This is a genomic window from Moorella mulderi DSM 14980 (genome assembly GCF_001594015.1).
In the GTDB taxonomy this organism is placed as follows: Bacteria; Bacillota; DSM-521; order Neomoorellales; family Neomoorellaceae; genus Neomoorella; species Neomoorella mulderi.
The window spans coordinates 262,595-275,693 of sequence record NZ_LTBC01000002.1 but is presented as its reverse complement, the minus strand read 5'-3'; the positions used below and the strand labels follow the sequence as shown (position 1 = coordinate 275,693).

Sequence of the window (13,099 nt, the reverse complement as noted above, 5' to 3'; positions counted from 1 at the left end):
GTACTTTTAAATCATATTTCTTTGCCGGTTACTGGGCCAGGTTTACATAAGCAGGCAGGCCGTTATGATAAGGCACGTTAACTTCTCCCTGAATCAAAGGCCGGGCGTAATTGATGAAGTCGGTAGTAACGTCGTTTCCTGCCGCGTTGATCCAGGCCCGTGGTACCTTCTTTTCCTGGTTGGCTACCTTATCAAGTTCCACGAGCTCATAAGTACACCGGTACTCTTCCCCTTCCAGGCGCTTGATGGCTACCATATGGCCACTGGCTCCCCGGAGGGCCTCCTCAACGGCTACCCGGCCTACGTTATAGGCTTCTTCCGCATCGGTCCGGGAGGCCAGGTGCATGGCACTGCGCTGGCTGGTGGCCGGGAGGATAAAGCGACCTTTGATTTTTAGTTCAGCTTCAATTTTATTAAGGAGGAACTGCCCTAGACCACCGAGGCGCTGGTGGCCGAAAACATCTACGGTGGCGGCATCATTAAATATATAGTTCCCATTTTTATCAACCAGGCCTTCGGAAACAACTACCAGGACCGTGCCGTATTGGTGGTAGGCTTTTTCCACATCGGTCAGGAAAGCCTGAAGGTCAAAGGCTACCTCCGGTAGGTAGATTAAATGGGGAGCTTCTCCTGGTGCACGCCGGGCCAGGGCCGTAGCTGCCGCCAGCCAACCGGTATTACGGCCCATGGCTTCCACGATGGCTACTTTGGTAGAGGTGACGATGCTTTTAATATCCATCCCCATCTCCAGGACAATGGCGGCTAGATATTTGGCGGCGCTACCATAACCTGGGCAGTGATCGGTTAGGGGTAAGTCATTGTCTACTGTTTTGGGGATGCCAATTACCCGGAGCTCATACCCTTCTTCCTGCGCCAGCTGGTTGACTTTATGGGCCGTATCCATAGAATCATTGCCGCCGATGTAGAAAAAATAACGGATATCAAATTTGCGGAAGACGGCCAGGAGTTTATCATAGTCTTCCTTCTTCTTTAACTGGTACCGGCAGGAGCCGAGGGCTGCTCCCGGTGTAAAACGCAGGCCTTGAATGGTAGCCGCATCTTGACGGCGTAAATCAATAAAATTCTCTGCTAAGATCCCCATGATGCCGTTGCGGGCGCCGTAAATTTCACCAATGGCTTCACCGCGATAGGCGGCTTCGATGGCTCCGGCCAGGCTGTTATTAATCACAGCCGTAGGGCCACCCGACTGGGCAATGACACAGTTCCCTTTAAGCAAAGGGATTTCCTCCTCTCCCGGATCAAGCGTTGCTTTCTATATTATAAATCTGGGCCGGCTTTCCTGGCTATAGAGAGTGACATCTTAAGGTCCTCCTGAATAAGCTACAGTAGACTAAATCCCATTGGAGGTGTACCTAATGGCTGAGGAAGGCGGCAGCATCTTCGGACCGAAAAAAAACGCACAGGATGGCAGCCTTGGCTTTACTTTTCCTGGCGGCAGTTTTATCTTTATCCTGTTCCTGATCTTGATCCTTCTCTTCTTTGGTGATAATTAGCAGTTAACCGGTAGAACCCCGCAGATAGCGGGGTTATTTTTTTATAAGCGGTGGAGAAGCCTGGAGTCCAGATAATCGGGCTCCCTTTATACCGGTACTACCGGGACGCCGGTAGCACTTGCCAGGTCCAGGTAATGTTGCCCCGTCAGGTCGAAGCCCCGGTAGTCAAAGGCTATGGCAGGTAAGATAATGAGGTCAACGGGGTTGTGATCCTGACGCCACTCCTGCCAGGCAATCTTAAAATCCCCTAAGGTTAATAAACCGGCGCAGGCGATGGAGCCGCCAAAAAAGCGGCTGGGAGCAGTTATTACCTCCAGGTCCCAGGGGAACCCAGCCACGGCTTCCTTTATTACGTTACCGGCCAGTTCAGAAGTCATAATCAGCGCCCGCCGGGCATGGTGATGCCGGCAGGCCTGCTCAACTTCCTGGAGAATGTCAGGGTCAAAATCCCAGCTAAAGGTAAGGCCGCTACCGTCCTTTTCCACCAGTAAGGCAAGAGAATGCCTTTGTTCTTTATACCCGGCAAGCGACGTATCCGGACCGGAACCGGTAGTTTCGTTCCTGAAAGGTGCTGCCGCGGCGGTACGGGATTGTACCACTAAATGCCGCCTGCCTGGCCGGTTAATCAGGCGATAGGCTTCTACCCGGGAACGGGGTTTTTGCCCGTCTACGGCCAGTATGATATCGCCCCTTTGGAGGCCGGCCCTGGCAGCCGGGGTACCGGGGATAACCCCCTCTACTACCGGCGTTAGATTATTTAAGCAAGGGGGTTCCAGCAGCAAAGGGACGTCCGTTTGCTTACGGAGGTGCTCCAATTCTGCTTCTATTTGCTGCCGTAAAGTTCCTGGAAAACGTAACTCCGGCGGCGCCAGCCGGGTGTAGCCGGGTAAAAAGATGCGGATGGTCCTGGCCCCGGAACGGGCCAGGTAAAGGATTGTCTCCCGGACATCCGGCCAGCTGGCAATCCAGGGTAAGGCCACCAGGCTCCCGTGGTAGGTAATCCCGGCCTGCTGCAAGGTCAGGGGTGCCTGCAATGCCGTTTCAGGTTGCTTATCCCCCATGAGTTTTAGCCGGCCTGCCGGGCTGGCGCTGTTGAGGGACAGGTTTATTTCCAGGGGCCCCAGATCAGCCAGGGCCCTGGCCAGTTCACGGGTCAATAAAGTCCCATTGGTAGTAATCTCCAGGGTGGTTGCAGGAAAACGCCGCCGCACTCTGACCAGGATTTCCAGAAAATCGGGATGGGTCAGGGGTTCTCCTTCAATGAGCCGGGTAGCTGACTCGCCAATGACGATTTTTCGGGTACCATCTAGAAAGTCCAGGAGGGTGTCAACCTGTTCCGGCTTTAAAGGGGGCAGGTATCGCGTTTCCACTCCCGGAGGATTCTGGCGGTGGCTACAGAAAAGGCAGCGTAAATTACAACTGGAAGTCAGCGGTAAGATATTATACCGGGCGGCCGTCAGGACGGCCAGCTGAAAGCTATCCATAGATGACCGGCGCAGTTATAAAAAACCTGTCATTCATCGCAGAAAAATCCCTCCGAGAATCAAAGAAGCAACTACACCTAAAATGGGGTTTAAATTGAGATAATGGACCAGGATAAAATAAGCGGCCGCAATGCCAAAGGGGAGCCAGTTGAGGGGGCCCGTGTTTTTGGGCACAAAGGCATATTTGGCAAAGTCCCAGGCCAGCATAGCCAGCATCACGAAAACCACGGGTCTGATGCCGGCCACCATGCCCTTTAAGAAGGGGCTATCCTTGAATTTCTCCAGAAAGGCGAAGAAACCAATCAAGATTATAAATACAGGGATGGTTACGGCGATCAAAGCAACGGTAGCACCCAGCCAGCCAGCTACTTTATAGCCGATGAGCATGGTTAACTTGGTAGCAATGGGTCCCGGGAGGGCGTTACTAAAGGCCAATACCTGGCCGAACTCTTCCTGGGTTACCCAGTGGTAAATATCAACTGCCTCGTGCTCATAAAGAGGTACAATGGCCGGTCCTCCCCCATAGCCCAGCAAGGTCGCCCGCCCAAAACCTATAAAAAGGTCCAGCAGCGTCTTGAGCATTCAGGTTTTCCTTCATCCTTTCATCGATTATAATGTCGATCTGGATCGAAATAAGTACCTTTTATATTTCTACTATTTAAGGGAAACTCCTTTTTTATTACACAAATACCATGACCAATTTTAATTAAAAATAACGAGACCCTTGACAGAGGATGTCAAGGGTCTCGCTTCTATCAGTGGTGCGGCAGAAGGGATTTGAACCCCCACCCTGTAGACCAGGACTAGAACCTGAATCTAGCGCGTCTGCCAATTCCGCCACTGCCGCCCGCAATCGCTCCCTTCAGGAGCAAGATTAATTATAGCAGCCCACCGGCTACCTGTCAAGGGTCCCAGCGTAAAGTAACCTGATCTCCTTCGGCCAGGGGGGTAGTAAATTCGGCCGGACGGCCGTTAACCTCCATTACCAGCCTTTTCCGGCCCGGCGGCGGTGTTGACGGGAAATCCAGGTAATTAAAAACATCGGTAAATAAAACATCGGCTGCCTGGACTTTGAGGGTAGCCGGGCGGCCATTTAAGATGATAGTTATGGCCCGGCCGGTAGCCTCTACCCCTGTGACCAGGTTGTCGCCATCTTTGATGGGAGCTTCGGGCCGGACCGGCTGGCCGTTTAAAAGAATAGTGCCTTCCAGGGACTCCCCCAGCCTAGCCAGGACCCGGGCTACCGTATCCAGGGGTTCATAGGTGATGCGGGCCTGATCTTCTACCTGGGTATGGTAATCCACCTGGTTATCATTCATGATAATCAGGGGTTCCAGGGTAACCTGGCGGCCGTTAAAGGTAATTGTTTTAGGAGTAAGTTCCGGCACCAGGTCTTTTATTGTACCCCGGGCATCGGCGCCATCCCGGCCCGGAATCACCTGGATTTCATCGCCGGGCCTGACGGTGGTATCCAGGGTGGCTGGGGAATTATTCACCAGGATGGTTCCCGGCTGCCCGGGCTGGCCGCGGAGAAAGGTCAGGCGGCCGTTAATTTCCACCCCCAGGCCCTTACCCGGCCGGCCGTAAAGCAGGCGCGCTGGGATGCCGGCTGCCAGCAGGGCCTGGGTAACCGTCATCTGCTGCCCGGCCAGGAAATGCACCGGCCGGCCGTTGACAATTACCCGGGCCAGGCCCAGGCCTTCCTGCTTTAAGGCTGTAATGGCGATCCCAATAGGGGTAATGGCCTGGGGTCCCTGCAAATTTTTAGCGCCGCTGATGCCATTTAAAACTTCCCGGCCGCGCACGGCCACCCTGTCCGGCGGTATTTCCAGCTGTCCGGCCAGGGCCTCAGGGAGTCCCGGGGTCAGGCTACCACCCCCTACCAGCAGGACGGCCTGGGGGGCGCGGCCGTTGAGCAAGATAATCTGGGTGGCGATCTGCCGGGCCAGCTCAGTTACCGCCTGTTTAATGGCCTCTATAATCCCGGGTGCCGGTAGGGTGCGTTGTTGCCCGACGATATCGGTAAAGGTCACACTGGCATTTTTTAATAACTGGCGCTTGACTGCTTCGGCTGTATGAAAGTCCAAAAGGAGGGCCCCTGCCAGGGCTTCGGTAATTTCATCCCCGGCTGAGGGTACCATGGCGTAGCCGGTAATGGTGCCCTGGCCGGTAATGGCAATGTCGGAAGTGCCGGCGCCGATATCTACCAGGGCCAGGTTTAATCCCCGCATGGCTGCCGGTACGGCCACGGCGCTGGCGGCAATGGGTTCCAGGGTAAGGGAAGCCATGGTGAGCCCTGCCCTTTGCAGGGACGCCACCAGGGAATCTACCACCACCCGGGGCAAAAAGGTGGCTATAACTTCAGTAGCCATGCGCTGGCCCCGCTGGCCAACCAGGTTACCGATGGGATGACCATCGAGGCTGTAGCCCACCACACTGTAACCCACACAGTGGTAGGCCAATTGATTTTCACTACCATCCAGGAGACGTTTTTCTGCTTCCTGGACGGCTGCCGCCTCCAGGGCCAGCACATCCTGGCCACTGATTTCCGTAGCCGGCGATATTTCTTCCTCGGCGGTGGCCCGCTGGGTTTTTAAAGCCCGGCCGGCAGCGGCTACCGCTGCTTCTTTTAAAGGCATATGTAACTTTTTTTCCAGTTGTTCTTTAACCGCCTGGATGGCCAGGGCTACCTGGGGAATATCATGGATCTGGCCGTCCAGCATAGCGCGCTGCTGGTGTTCAACTATTGCTGCCGCCCGGATGTGGTAACCCTTTGTCCCGGGGGCCAGTACCAGGCCAGCGACTTTGCGGGTCCCCACATCCAGGGCAAAAACCGGGCCTTCAGCCATTGCAGCACCTCCCTCCTACAAAATTCGCCCTGTCCAGGTAAAATCCTGCTTCCCTCTGGTAAAAGCCGGCCTTTTCCTGCTTTGTAAATTAACCACGGCAGGAAGTAGCAAAAATTTACCCGGGTGTTTCAATCCCGGGTCACTTAGTCACTACCCTATTTCTTTTCTCCCTCAGCAAAGCCGCTATAGGGGTCAGGATAACCTGGCGCCCCGCCGTACATTTGCAGGATCTTCTTTATGTCTTCCATTTCTTTCTTTTCCCGCTCCAGCATACTGTTAATTATTTGCTTGACTCCATCCGGGGCTGTAGAGGCAATTTCCGGCCAGAGGGTCAGCTCTTCCTCATCAAGGCGTAGGACCTGGCGCAGTTTATCCAACCAGTGCATAGTTCTTTCTCCTTTCTATTTCTTTTCTTCCGCAGGTTTTTCACTGTAAGGGACAGGGTCATCATAGTAAGGCGGCCTTGGCGGTTTATAAGGCGGCGGGTAAGGCGGTTGATAGGGCGGTTCGTAGGCCATTAAATGGGCCAGGTGGTGGTTCCAGAATATGGCTTCTTCTACTTCACCCAGGATGTGGTTTAAAAGGGTATGCCGGACGCCAAAGGAAGGTGTTGCCGCCGCGGCTTCAGCCAGGAGCCTGATCTCTTCCAGGTCGATTTCCAGGGCTCTTTTAGTTTTATGATAGGAACCGTTCATACTATTACTCCTTCCATAAAAGGGTTCTTATGTTATAAGCTATGCCAGTTGTTACCAGGATGTTACTGGTGGCCGGCTTTTTCTAATTGCACCGGCGGGGCAAGTGTTATAGAATCATTGCGGAAAGGAGATTAGACATGCAACCTCAGGATGAAGTTTTGCCCCGCGATGTTACCGTACCTGTAGAGATTGCCCCCCTTATGTGGCAAGGTGTCCGGGCAGCCCTGCCCATCGTCCTCGGCTATTTACCCCTCGGCTTTGCCTACGGTGTCCTGGCCCGGGAGGCGGGCTTTAACCTCTGGGAGACAGTACTCATGTCGGTGCTGCTCTATGCCGGCTCCGGCCAGTTTATTGCCGTTAGCATGTTTGGCAGCGGCGTGACAGCGGCCGCCATTATTTTCACCGTCTTCCTGGTCAACCTGCGCCACCTGCTCTTCAGTGCCTCCCTGGTACCCCATTTACGGCGTTTCCGTCCAGCCGCCCTGGCCCTGCTGGCAGCGGAAATTACCGACGAGACCTTTGCCGTGGCCATCAACCACTACAGCGACCACGAGGCCCATCTTCCCTATCATTTCGGCCTTAACCTGACGGCCCATTTTTCCTGGGTGCTGGCCTCGCTGCTGGGCGGACTGGCGGGGAATTTGATGGGGGATCCGGCCCGTTTCGGTTTCAACTTTGCCCTGCCGGCCATGTTCATCATCCTGCTGGTCATGCAGTTAAAGGATAAGCAGACCCTGGTGGTTGCTGCCCTGGCGGCTCTATTTTCGGTAGTTATTGCCCTCCTCTGGCCCGGCAGCTGGAACATCATCCTGGCAACGGTGATAGCCGCCACCCTGGGGGTGATCCTGGAACCATGGACAGGCAAATTTTAATTATTATTCTCGGTACCGCCCTGGTAACCTACTTGCCCCGGATGCTCCCCCTGGTAGTTCTGAGTCGCATGGGGTTACCGGAGGTTTTTTTACGCTGGCTAAGTTATGTTCCAGCGGCCGTCTTGGCCGCCCTGCTGGCGCCGGGACTGCTACTGCCAGGTGGCAAGCTGGCTTTGACCGCTAACCCCTACCTGCTGGCTGCCATCCCCACTGGGATAGTAGCTCTGAAGACCCGCAGCATGGCCCTGACCATTTTAACCGGCATGCTGGCCATGGTCCTGGTCCAGCACTGAAAGGAAGGTTTTTAACTATGGCTACCTATCGTTCCGTCTGTCCCCTCGACTGCCCCGATGCCTGTGGCTTGCTCATTGAAGTTAACGACGGCCGGGTGACTAAAGTCAGCGGCGACCCGGAGCACCCCTACACGAGGGGATATACTTGCGCCAAAATGCGCCATTACCCGCAACTCATTCACTCCCCGGAACGGATTCTGACGCCCTTAAAGCGTAGCGGTCCCAAAGGCAGCGGCCTTTTTACGCCTATTTCCTGGACGGAAGCCCCGGAGACGGTTGTCGATGCGGACCTGGTAATCATCTGGGGTATGAACCCGGCCTCTACCAGTATCCATTTCCTCTCCCTGGTCCAGCAGGCCCGGCAGAGATACCCCTTGACAAGGTAGACCGCGAAGCCCTGGCTGCCGGCAGGGCTGTTAAACTAAAACCGGCCCGGGGATTTGCCACCCCTTCAGGTAAAATCGAACTTGTGGCTGCCGGTGCCCAACTCCCCGGCTACGAGCCGCCGGGCGATACTGAACGGGCCGGCCTTTATCCTTTCTACCTCCTCACGGCCCCGGCCCATTTTGCCCTCAACTCCAATTTCGGGCAGCTGGCTCCCCTCCGGGAACGGGAAGGCGGCCCTCAGGTTCTCCTCAACCCCGATGACTGCCGTAAAAAAGGCCTGGTGGATGGCACCCTGGCTGAGGTTTACAACCAGCGCGGCTCCTGCCTCCTCAAAGTGCGGGCCAGCAGCGACGTTCCTCCGGGTGTCGCCGTGGCTCCCGGGGTCTGGTGGTGCCAGCATTCCCCCGGCAAACGCAACATTAACAGCGTCATTGGCGACGAGTTGACCGACCTGGGAGGCGGCAGTACCTTTTACGACCACCGGGTCGATATCCGGCCGTTATAGCTGGTAACCGGTGGTGAGCCCCGAAAAACCGGCAGGGCCTTGAACGTCGTTGCTCAAGGCCCTGCTGGCTCAAGGAGGTCTTTGAAGAAGTGAGTGTGTATTCCTATTATAACCTCCCCGGCCAATCTTATACATAGCTACCAAAATATTTTTCGGGGACGTCCCACAGACACCCCCTAGAAGGTTAAAGGATTGATACTCACACGGTTTTTTCAGGCAGCGATCTCTTGGAAGGCCTCCCGGGCAGCTTCAACGGTCCGGTCAATATCTGCTTCAGTGTGGGCCAGGGACATGAAAGCAGCTTCATACTGGGACGGCGCCAGGTAAATTCCCCGGCGCAGCATGGCCTGGAAGTAAGCGGCAAAGGCTTTGGTATCGCTGGCCGTGGCCGTAGTGTAATCGGTTACCGGGCCGGGGTTAAAGAAGGCTGTGAACATGGCTCCCACCCGGTTAAAGGTAACGGGTACACCGGCCTCCCTGGCGGCTTCCTTGAGGCCCTTTTCCAGGCGGGCTGAGAGGGTTTCCAGGCGCTCATAGACACCGGGCTCCTTGAGGATTTTTAAAGTTGCCAGGCCGGCACTGACGGCCAGAGGGTTGCCGGACAGGGTCCCGGCCTGGTAGACCGGCCCGACTGGAGCTACCCTGGCCATAATCTCCCGCCGGCCACCGTAGGCCCCTACCGGCAGGCCGCCGCCGATGATTTTACCCAGGCAGGTAAGGTCCGGCCGGACGCCAAAGCGGGCCTGGGCACCGCCGTAGGCTACCCGGAAACCGGTCATGACTTCATCAAAAATTAACAGGGTTCCATAGTGTTTCGTTATGGCCCGCAGGCCCTCCAGGAACCCCGGCTGCGGCGGGACGCAGCCCATATTGCCGGCCACAGGTTCGACAATGACGGCGGCAATCTCCTCGCCGGCCTGCTTAAAGATAGCCTCGACGGCATCCAGATCGTTATACGGGGCAACGATGGTATTGGCGGCCGTGGCAGACGGGACGCCGGGGCTGTCGGGGACGCCAAAGGTCAGGGCCCCGGAGCCGGCCTGGATTAAAAAATAATCGGCATGGCCGTGGTAACAACCGGCAAATTTAACAACTTTCTCCCGGCCGGTATAACCACGGGCCAGGCGGATGGCGCTCATGGTCGCCTCCGTTCCCGAATTGACCAGGCGCACCATCTCGATGGAAGGAACGGCGGCGGTGATTTCCCGGGCCAGTTCATTTTCCAGTTCGGTAGGAGCGCCAAAGCTGGTCCCCATGGTATGTAAGGTGTTTTCCAGGGCAGCTATAACCTCCGGGTGGCGGTGCCCCAGGATTAGAGGCCCCCACGAGGCGACATAGTCGATATACCGGTGGCCGTCAATGTCATAGAGATAGGCCCCTTCACCACGCTGGATAAAGGGCGGCGTCAGGCCTACAGCTTTAAAGGCCCGGACGGGGCTGTTGACCCCCCCGGGCATGAGTTTAACAGCCTCAGCATAGGCGGCAGCTGATTTGGGCCAGGCTTCGATCACCGGGTACTTCCTCCTTTTCTATTCCCGACACTCGGGGGGTTCCTGAATAAAATACTGCATGCTCTCTTTTTTTAGCTCGGCCGTACTGAAAATGAGGCGGTAATTATTATGGCCAATGGCTGCGGCCAGGCGGGCCGCCAGTTTCTCGCAGGCCTCCCTGGTGTGGCAGTGAATGACGGCATACAGGTTATAGGGCCATTCGGGCCGCTGCTGGCGCTGGTAACAGTGGGTTACTTCCGGGAAGGTGGCCAGTTTTTCCCCTGCCCTTTTTAATTCTTCCGGCGGCAGCTGCCAGACTACCATGGCGTTGGCAGTTATACCGGCTTCCCGGTGGCGCAGAGCGGCACCGAAGCGGCGGATAATGCCCTCGGCCTGGAGGCGGCGGATGTGCTCCAGGACTTCCGCTTCGCTGAGGCCCAGCTTTTGGGCCACCGGTAAAAAAGGACGGGAAACCAGGGGGATGTCGCCCTGGAGCAGGCGCACCAGTTCTTTTTCGAGGTCGGTTAAAGGACGTGGCAATTTTATGGGTTCCCTTCTTCCAGGTTAAAGTTTACTCGAATCTTGTAGGAGCTTTCCGCCGGGAGTTCCAGTACTGGCAGGCCGGTCCTGGCTTCGATGCTGGCCATAACCTTTTCCAGGTGGCGGCGGCAGGGGCCGATAAGGGTAAACCACATGTTATAAGCATCTTCCCGCAGGTAATTGTGGGTAACTCCTGGAAAGGCATTAACCACTGCCGCTACTTCCGCCAGGCGCCCTTCAGGGACCTTCATAGCACAAAGGGTACTGGTATAACCCAGCCGCCGCAGGTCAAAGACAGCGCCGATGCGGCGAATGATCCCCTCTTCTTTTAATTTAGCCAGGCGTTCCAGGACTTCCTTTTCCGTCAGGCCCAGGCGCCGGCCCACTTCGGCGTACGGTTCCTCCGTCAGGGGGAAATCTTCCTGGATCATATTTAATAAACGGCGGTCAAGGCTATCCAACCTTCATCCCCTTCCGGCCCTGGTAGATGCACCAGGGCTCTTCAGCCATATAGTCACCGTGGTAATACCAGGCCCGGGCGCGGCAACCGCCACAAATCTTTTTGTAGCCGCAGTGGCCGCAGCCACCGCCGTAGCTTTCCGTGCGTAAGATGCGGAAAACCTCACTCTCCTGCCAGAGGCGGCTAAAGGGCGTTTCCCGGACATTGCCCACGGGCAGGTTCAGGTAGGCACAGGGCTGTACATCCCCCCGGGGACTGATAATACAGTAGGCAATGCCGGCCAGGCAGCCGCGGCTGTAACGTACAGGCACTCCGGTTTCCCGGGCAATGCGCATGAACTGGGGCGCGCAGGTCGGTTTTAATTCAATATCTACCTGCTGCTGCTTTTGTAAGATGCGCCTTAAAGTTGCCTCATATGCCTCGGCCCGTAAGGATTCCGCTTCAATGCTCGCCGCCCGGCCGGTGGGCACCAGGAAAAAGAAATGGTGGGCCGCCGCACCAAGATCCACCGCCAGGTCGGTGAGTTTTTCCAGCTCGTCCTGGTTCCAGTCAAAGACGGTGGTATGCACCTGGAAGGGCAAACCCGCTTCCCGGCAAGCTGCCATACCGGCCACGGCCTGCTGCCAGGCTCCTTCCTGGCGTCTCAGGCGATCATGGCGGGCGGGATCGCAGCTATCCAGGGAAATACCTATGGCCCGCGCCCCAGCCTTTTTCAATTCCAGGGCCAGGTCCAGGGTGAGCAAGGTACCGTTGCTCCCCAGGACCGGCCTTAAGCCGCGCGTAGCAGCATAAGCTATCAAGTCCAGCAAGTCGGACCTTAACAGGGGTTCGCCACCGCTGAAGATCATAATCCGGAAACCGGCTTTAACGGCCTCATCGATTAGATTCTTTGCTTCCGCCGTACTTAATTCATCCTCCACTTTAGCGCCGGCGTCCCGGTAGCAGTGGTCGCAGTAGAGGTTGCACTGGTTGGTCGTATTCCATGATAAGAGCATTATTTTAGCCACCTTGCTACATCCAGGGCATAATAGGTGATAATGAGATCGGCCCCGGCCCTCTTGATGGCCGTCAGGCTTTCCAGCACGGTTCTTTCTTCATCCAGCCAGCCATTGGCAGCGGCGGCTTTGAGCATGGCGTACTCGCCGCTGACCTGGTAGGCTACCAGGGGGGCGTTAAAGTTATCTTTAACCCGCCGGATAATATCCAGGTAAGGCAGGGCCGGTTTGACCATGATCATATCGGCCCCTTCCTGGAGGTCCAGTTCCACTTCCCGCAGGGCCTCGTCGCTGTTGGCCGGGTCCATCTGGTAGCTGCGGCGGTCGCCAAACCGGGGTGCCGAACCGGCGGCTTCCCGGAAGGGACCGTAGAAAGTCGAAGCGAACTTGGCCGCGTAGGCCAGGATAGGTGTGTGGGTGAAGCCTTCTGTATCCAGGAGGCGGCGGATGGCCCCTACCCGGCCGTCCATCATATCCGAGGGGGCTACGATATCGGCCCCGGCCTCCACATGGGAGAGGGCTGTTTTGGCGATAAGCTCCAGGGTGGGGTCGTTTAAAACCTGGCCGCCATCCACCAGGCCGCAGTGGCCGTGGCTGGTATACTCGCACAGGCAGACGTCGGTAATGACCAGGAGTCCCGGGTAAGCGCCCTTTAAGGCCCGCACGGCTTCCTGGACAATGCCCCGGGGGTCATAGGCCCCGGAGCCCACCTCATCTTTTACTGCCGGGATGCCAAAGAGGAGGACAGCCGGGATGCCGGCAGCGACTACTCCTGCGGCTTCTTTAACCAGGTTGTCGATGGAGAGCTGGTATACGCCCGGCATGGAAGGTACCGGGTTTTTTATTCCCTGGCCGTGGATGACAAAAAAGGGATAAATGAGGTCGCGGACGTTAATTTCCGTTTCCCGGATCATGGCCCGCAAGGTTTCATTCTGCCGCAGGCGGCGCGGCCGGCGCACGGGAAAACCGGACATGAAAAATCACCTCGGCAAATATGTTGATTATGGCTATATCC

The 13,099-nt window shown here is 56.4% G+C and carries 16 protein-coding genes and 1 tRNA gene; 5 read left to right on the top strand and 12 right to left on the bottom strand.

What is annotated here, in order from left to right; translation table 11 throughout:
- Positions 1 to 28 precede the first annotated feature (28 nt).
- Entirely contained in the window at positions 29 to 1,237 is a 1,209-nt protein-coding gene (locus MOMUL_RS04620) for a 6-phosphofructokinase (RefSeq protein ID WP_153018240.1), read from the bottom strand.
- Positions 1,238 to 1,376: 139 nt separating this feature from the next.
- Here MOMUL_RS04620 and MOMUL_RS16875 point away from each other — a divergent pair, with 139 nt between their 5' ends.
- Positions 1,377 to 1,514 (top strand): hypothetical protein, encoded by a 138-nt coding sequence (locus MOMUL_RS16875; RefSeq protein WP_169802163.1) that lies wholly within the window; start codon positions 1,377 to 1,379, stop codon positions 1,512 to 1,514.
- 86 nt (positions 1,515 to 1,600) lie between these two features.
- On the opposite strand, the gene MOMUL_RS04615 is transcribed toward MOMUL_RS16875, so the two are convergent.
- From MOMUL_RS04615 to MOMUL_RS04590, 6 genes are all read right to left on the bottom strand, one after another.
- Complete coding sequence (locus tag MOMUL_RS04615; protein WP_062282130.1) at positions 1,601 to 2,998, bottom strand: radical SAM protein; 1,398 nt, start codon at positions 2,996 to 2,998, stop codon at positions 1,601 to 1,603.
- 33 nt (positions 2,999 to 3,031) lie between these two features.
- On the bottom strand, positions 3,032 to 3,580 hold the full coding sequence (locus MOMUL_RS04610; protein ID WP_062282126.1) for a chromate transporter: 549 nt from the start codon (positions 3,578 to 3,580) through the stop codon (positions 3,032 to 3,034).
- 177 nt (positions 3,581 to 3,757) lie between these two features.
- Positions 3,758 to 3,845 (bottom strand) — tRNA-Leu (locus MOMUL_RS04605).
- 55 nt (positions 3,846 to 3,900) lie between these two features.
- Positions 3,901 to 5,847, bottom strand: a complete 1,947-nt coding sequence (locus MOMUL_RS04600; protein ID WP_062282124.1) for a cell division FtsA domain-containing protein — start codon at positions 5,845 to 5,847, stop codon at positions 3,901 to 3,903.
- A 155-nt stretch (positions 5,848 to 6,002) separates the two neighbouring features.
- Positions 6,003 to 6,233, bottom strand: a complete 231-nt coding sequence (locus tag MOMUL_RS04595; RefSeq protein ID WP_054936770.1) for a hypothetical protein — start codon at positions 6,231 to 6,233, stop codon at positions 6,003 to 6,005.
- A 15-nt stretch (positions 6,234 to 6,248) separates the two neighbouring features.
- Positions 6,249 to 6,542: a hypothetical protein gene (locus MOMUL_RS04590; protein ID WP_062282122.1), complete on the bottom strand. Its 294-nt coding sequence runs from the start codon at positions 6,540 to 6,542 to the stop codon at positions 6,249 to 6,251.
- A gap of 137 nt (positions 6,543 to 6,679) precedes the next feature.
- Here MOMUL_RS04590 and MOMUL_RS04585 point away from each other — a divergent pair, with 137 nt between their 5' ends.
- The 4 genes from MOMUL_RS04585 (at position 6,680) to MOMUL_RS16865 (ending at position 8,599) form a co-directional block, all read left to right on the top strand.
- Positions 6,680 to 7,414 carry an AzlC family ABC transporter permease gene (locus MOMUL_RS04585; RefSeq protein WP_236712978.1) on the top strand — a complete coding sequence of 245 codons (735 nt, stop codon included), beginning with the start codon at positions 6,680 to 6,682 and terminating at the stop codon, positions 7,412 to 7,414.
- Positions 7,396 to 7,707: an AzlD domain-containing protein gene (locus MOMUL_RS04580; protein ID WP_062282119.1), complete on the top strand. Its 312-nt coding sequence runs from the start codon at positions 7,396 to 7,398 to the stop codon at positions 7,705 to 7,707. Before MOMUL_RS04585 ends, MOMUL_RS04580 begins: the two co-directional genes overlap by 19 nt.
- A 17-nt stretch (positions 7,708 to 7,724) precedes the next feature.
- Complete coding sequence (locus MOMUL_RS16870) at positions 7,725 to 8,093, top strand: molybdopterin-binding domain-containing protein (protein ID WP_062282116.1); 369 nt, start codon at positions 7,725 to 7,727, stop codon at positions 8,091 to 8,093.
- 83 nt (positions 8,094 to 8,176) lie between these two features.
- Positions 8,177 to 8,599 (top strand): molybdopterin dinucleotide binding domain-containing protein, encoded by a 423-nt coding sequence (locus tag MOMUL_RS16865; protein ID WP_062282113.1) that lies wholly within the window; start codon positions 8,177 to 8,179, stop codon positions 8,597 to 8,599.
- Between the two features lie 212 nt (positions 8,600 to 8,811).
- Here MOMUL_RS16865 and hemL read toward each other — a convergent pair whose 3' ends face one another.
- The 5 genes from hemL to hemB are packed head-to-tail and all read right to left on the bottom strand — an operon-like array spanning position 8,812 to position 13,058.
- Positions 8,812 to 10,110 (bottom strand): glutamate-1-semialdehyde 2,1-aminomutase, encoded by a 1,299-nt coding sequence (hemL, locus tag MOMUL_RS04565; RefSeq protein ID WP_084785462.1) that lies wholly within the window; start codon positions 10,108 to 10,110, stop codon positions 8,812 to 8,814.
- An 18-nt stretch (positions 10,111 to 10,128) separates the two neighbouring features.
- The gene (gene ahbB / locus MOMUL_RS04560; protein ID WP_062282111.1) at positions 10,129 to 10,629 is read right to left on the bottom strand and encodes a siroheme decarboxylase subunit beta; all 501 of its coding nucleotides are present in this window, start codon (positions 10,627 to 10,629) and stop codon (positions 10,129 to 10,131) included.
- 2 nt (positions 10,630 to 10,631) lie between these two features.
- A complete protein-coding gene (ahbA, locus tag MOMUL_RS04555) occupies positions 10,632 to 11,090 on the bottom strand; it encodes a siroheme decarboxylase subunit alpha (protein WP_062282108.1) in 459 nt (152 codons plus the stop codon).
- Entirely contained in the window at positions 11,083 to 12,084 is a 1,002-nt protein-coding gene (nirJ2, locus tag MOMUL_RS04550; protein ID WP_062282106.1) for a putative heme d1 biosynthesis radical SAM protein NirJ2, read from the bottom strand. The genes ahbA and nirJ2 overlap by 8 nt, the downstream gene beginning before the upstream one ends.
- Positions 12,084 to 13,058, bottom strand: a complete 975-nt coding sequence (gene hemB, locus MOMUL_RS04545; protein WP_062282103.1) for a porphobilinogen synthase — start codon at positions 13,056 to 13,058, stop codon at positions 12,084 to 12,086. The genes nirJ2 and hemB overlap by 1 nt, the downstream gene beginning before the upstream one ends.
- Positions 13,059 to 13,099 lie beyond the last annotated feature (41 nt).

Coding starts and splice junctions, on each gene's coding strand:
- nirJ2 (WP_062282106.1), bottom strand. CDS start 12,084: ATGCTCTTATCATGGAATACGACCAACCAGTGCAACCTCTACTGCGAC.
- MOMUL_RS04600 (WP_062282124.1), bottom strand. CDS start 5,847: ATGGCTGAAGGCCCGGTTTTTGCCCTGGATGTGGGGACCCGCAAAGTC.
- hemB (WP_062282103.1), bottom strand. CDS start 13,058: ATGTCCGGTTTTCCCGTGCGCCGGCCGCGCCGCCTGCGGCAGAATGAA.
- MOMUL_RS16875 (WP_169802163.1), top strand. CDS start 1,377: ATGGCTGAGGAAGGCGGCAGCATCTTCGGACCGAAAAAAAACGCACAG.
- MOMUL_RS16870 (WP_062282116.1), top strand. CDS start 7,725: ATGGCTACCTATCGTTCCGTCTGTCCCCTCGACTGCCCCGATGCCTGT.
- MOMUL_RS04585 (WP_236712978.1), top strand. CDS start 6,680: ATGCAACCTCAGGATGAAGTTTTGCCCCGCGATGTTACCGTACCTGTA.
- MOMUL_RS04590 (WP_062282122.1), bottom strand. CDS start 6,542: ATGAACGGTTCCTATCATAAAACTAAAAGAGCCCTGGAAATCGACCTG.
- MOMUL_RS04615 (WP_062282130.1), bottom strand. CDS start 2,998: ATGGATAGCTTTCAGCTGGCCGTCCTGACGGCCGCCCGGTATAATATC.
- MOMUL_RS04580 (WP_062282119.1), top strand. CDS start 7,396: ATGGACAGGCAAATTTTAATTATTATTCTCGGTACCGCCCTGGTAACC.
- MOMUL_RS04610 (WP_062282126.1), bottom strand. CDS start 3,580: ATGCTCAAGACGCTGCTGGACCTTTTTATAGGTTTTGGGCGGGCGACC.
- MOMUL_RS04595 (WP_054936770.1), bottom strand. CDS start 6,233: ATGCACTGGTTGGATAAACTGCGCCAGGTCCTACGCCTTGATGAGGAA.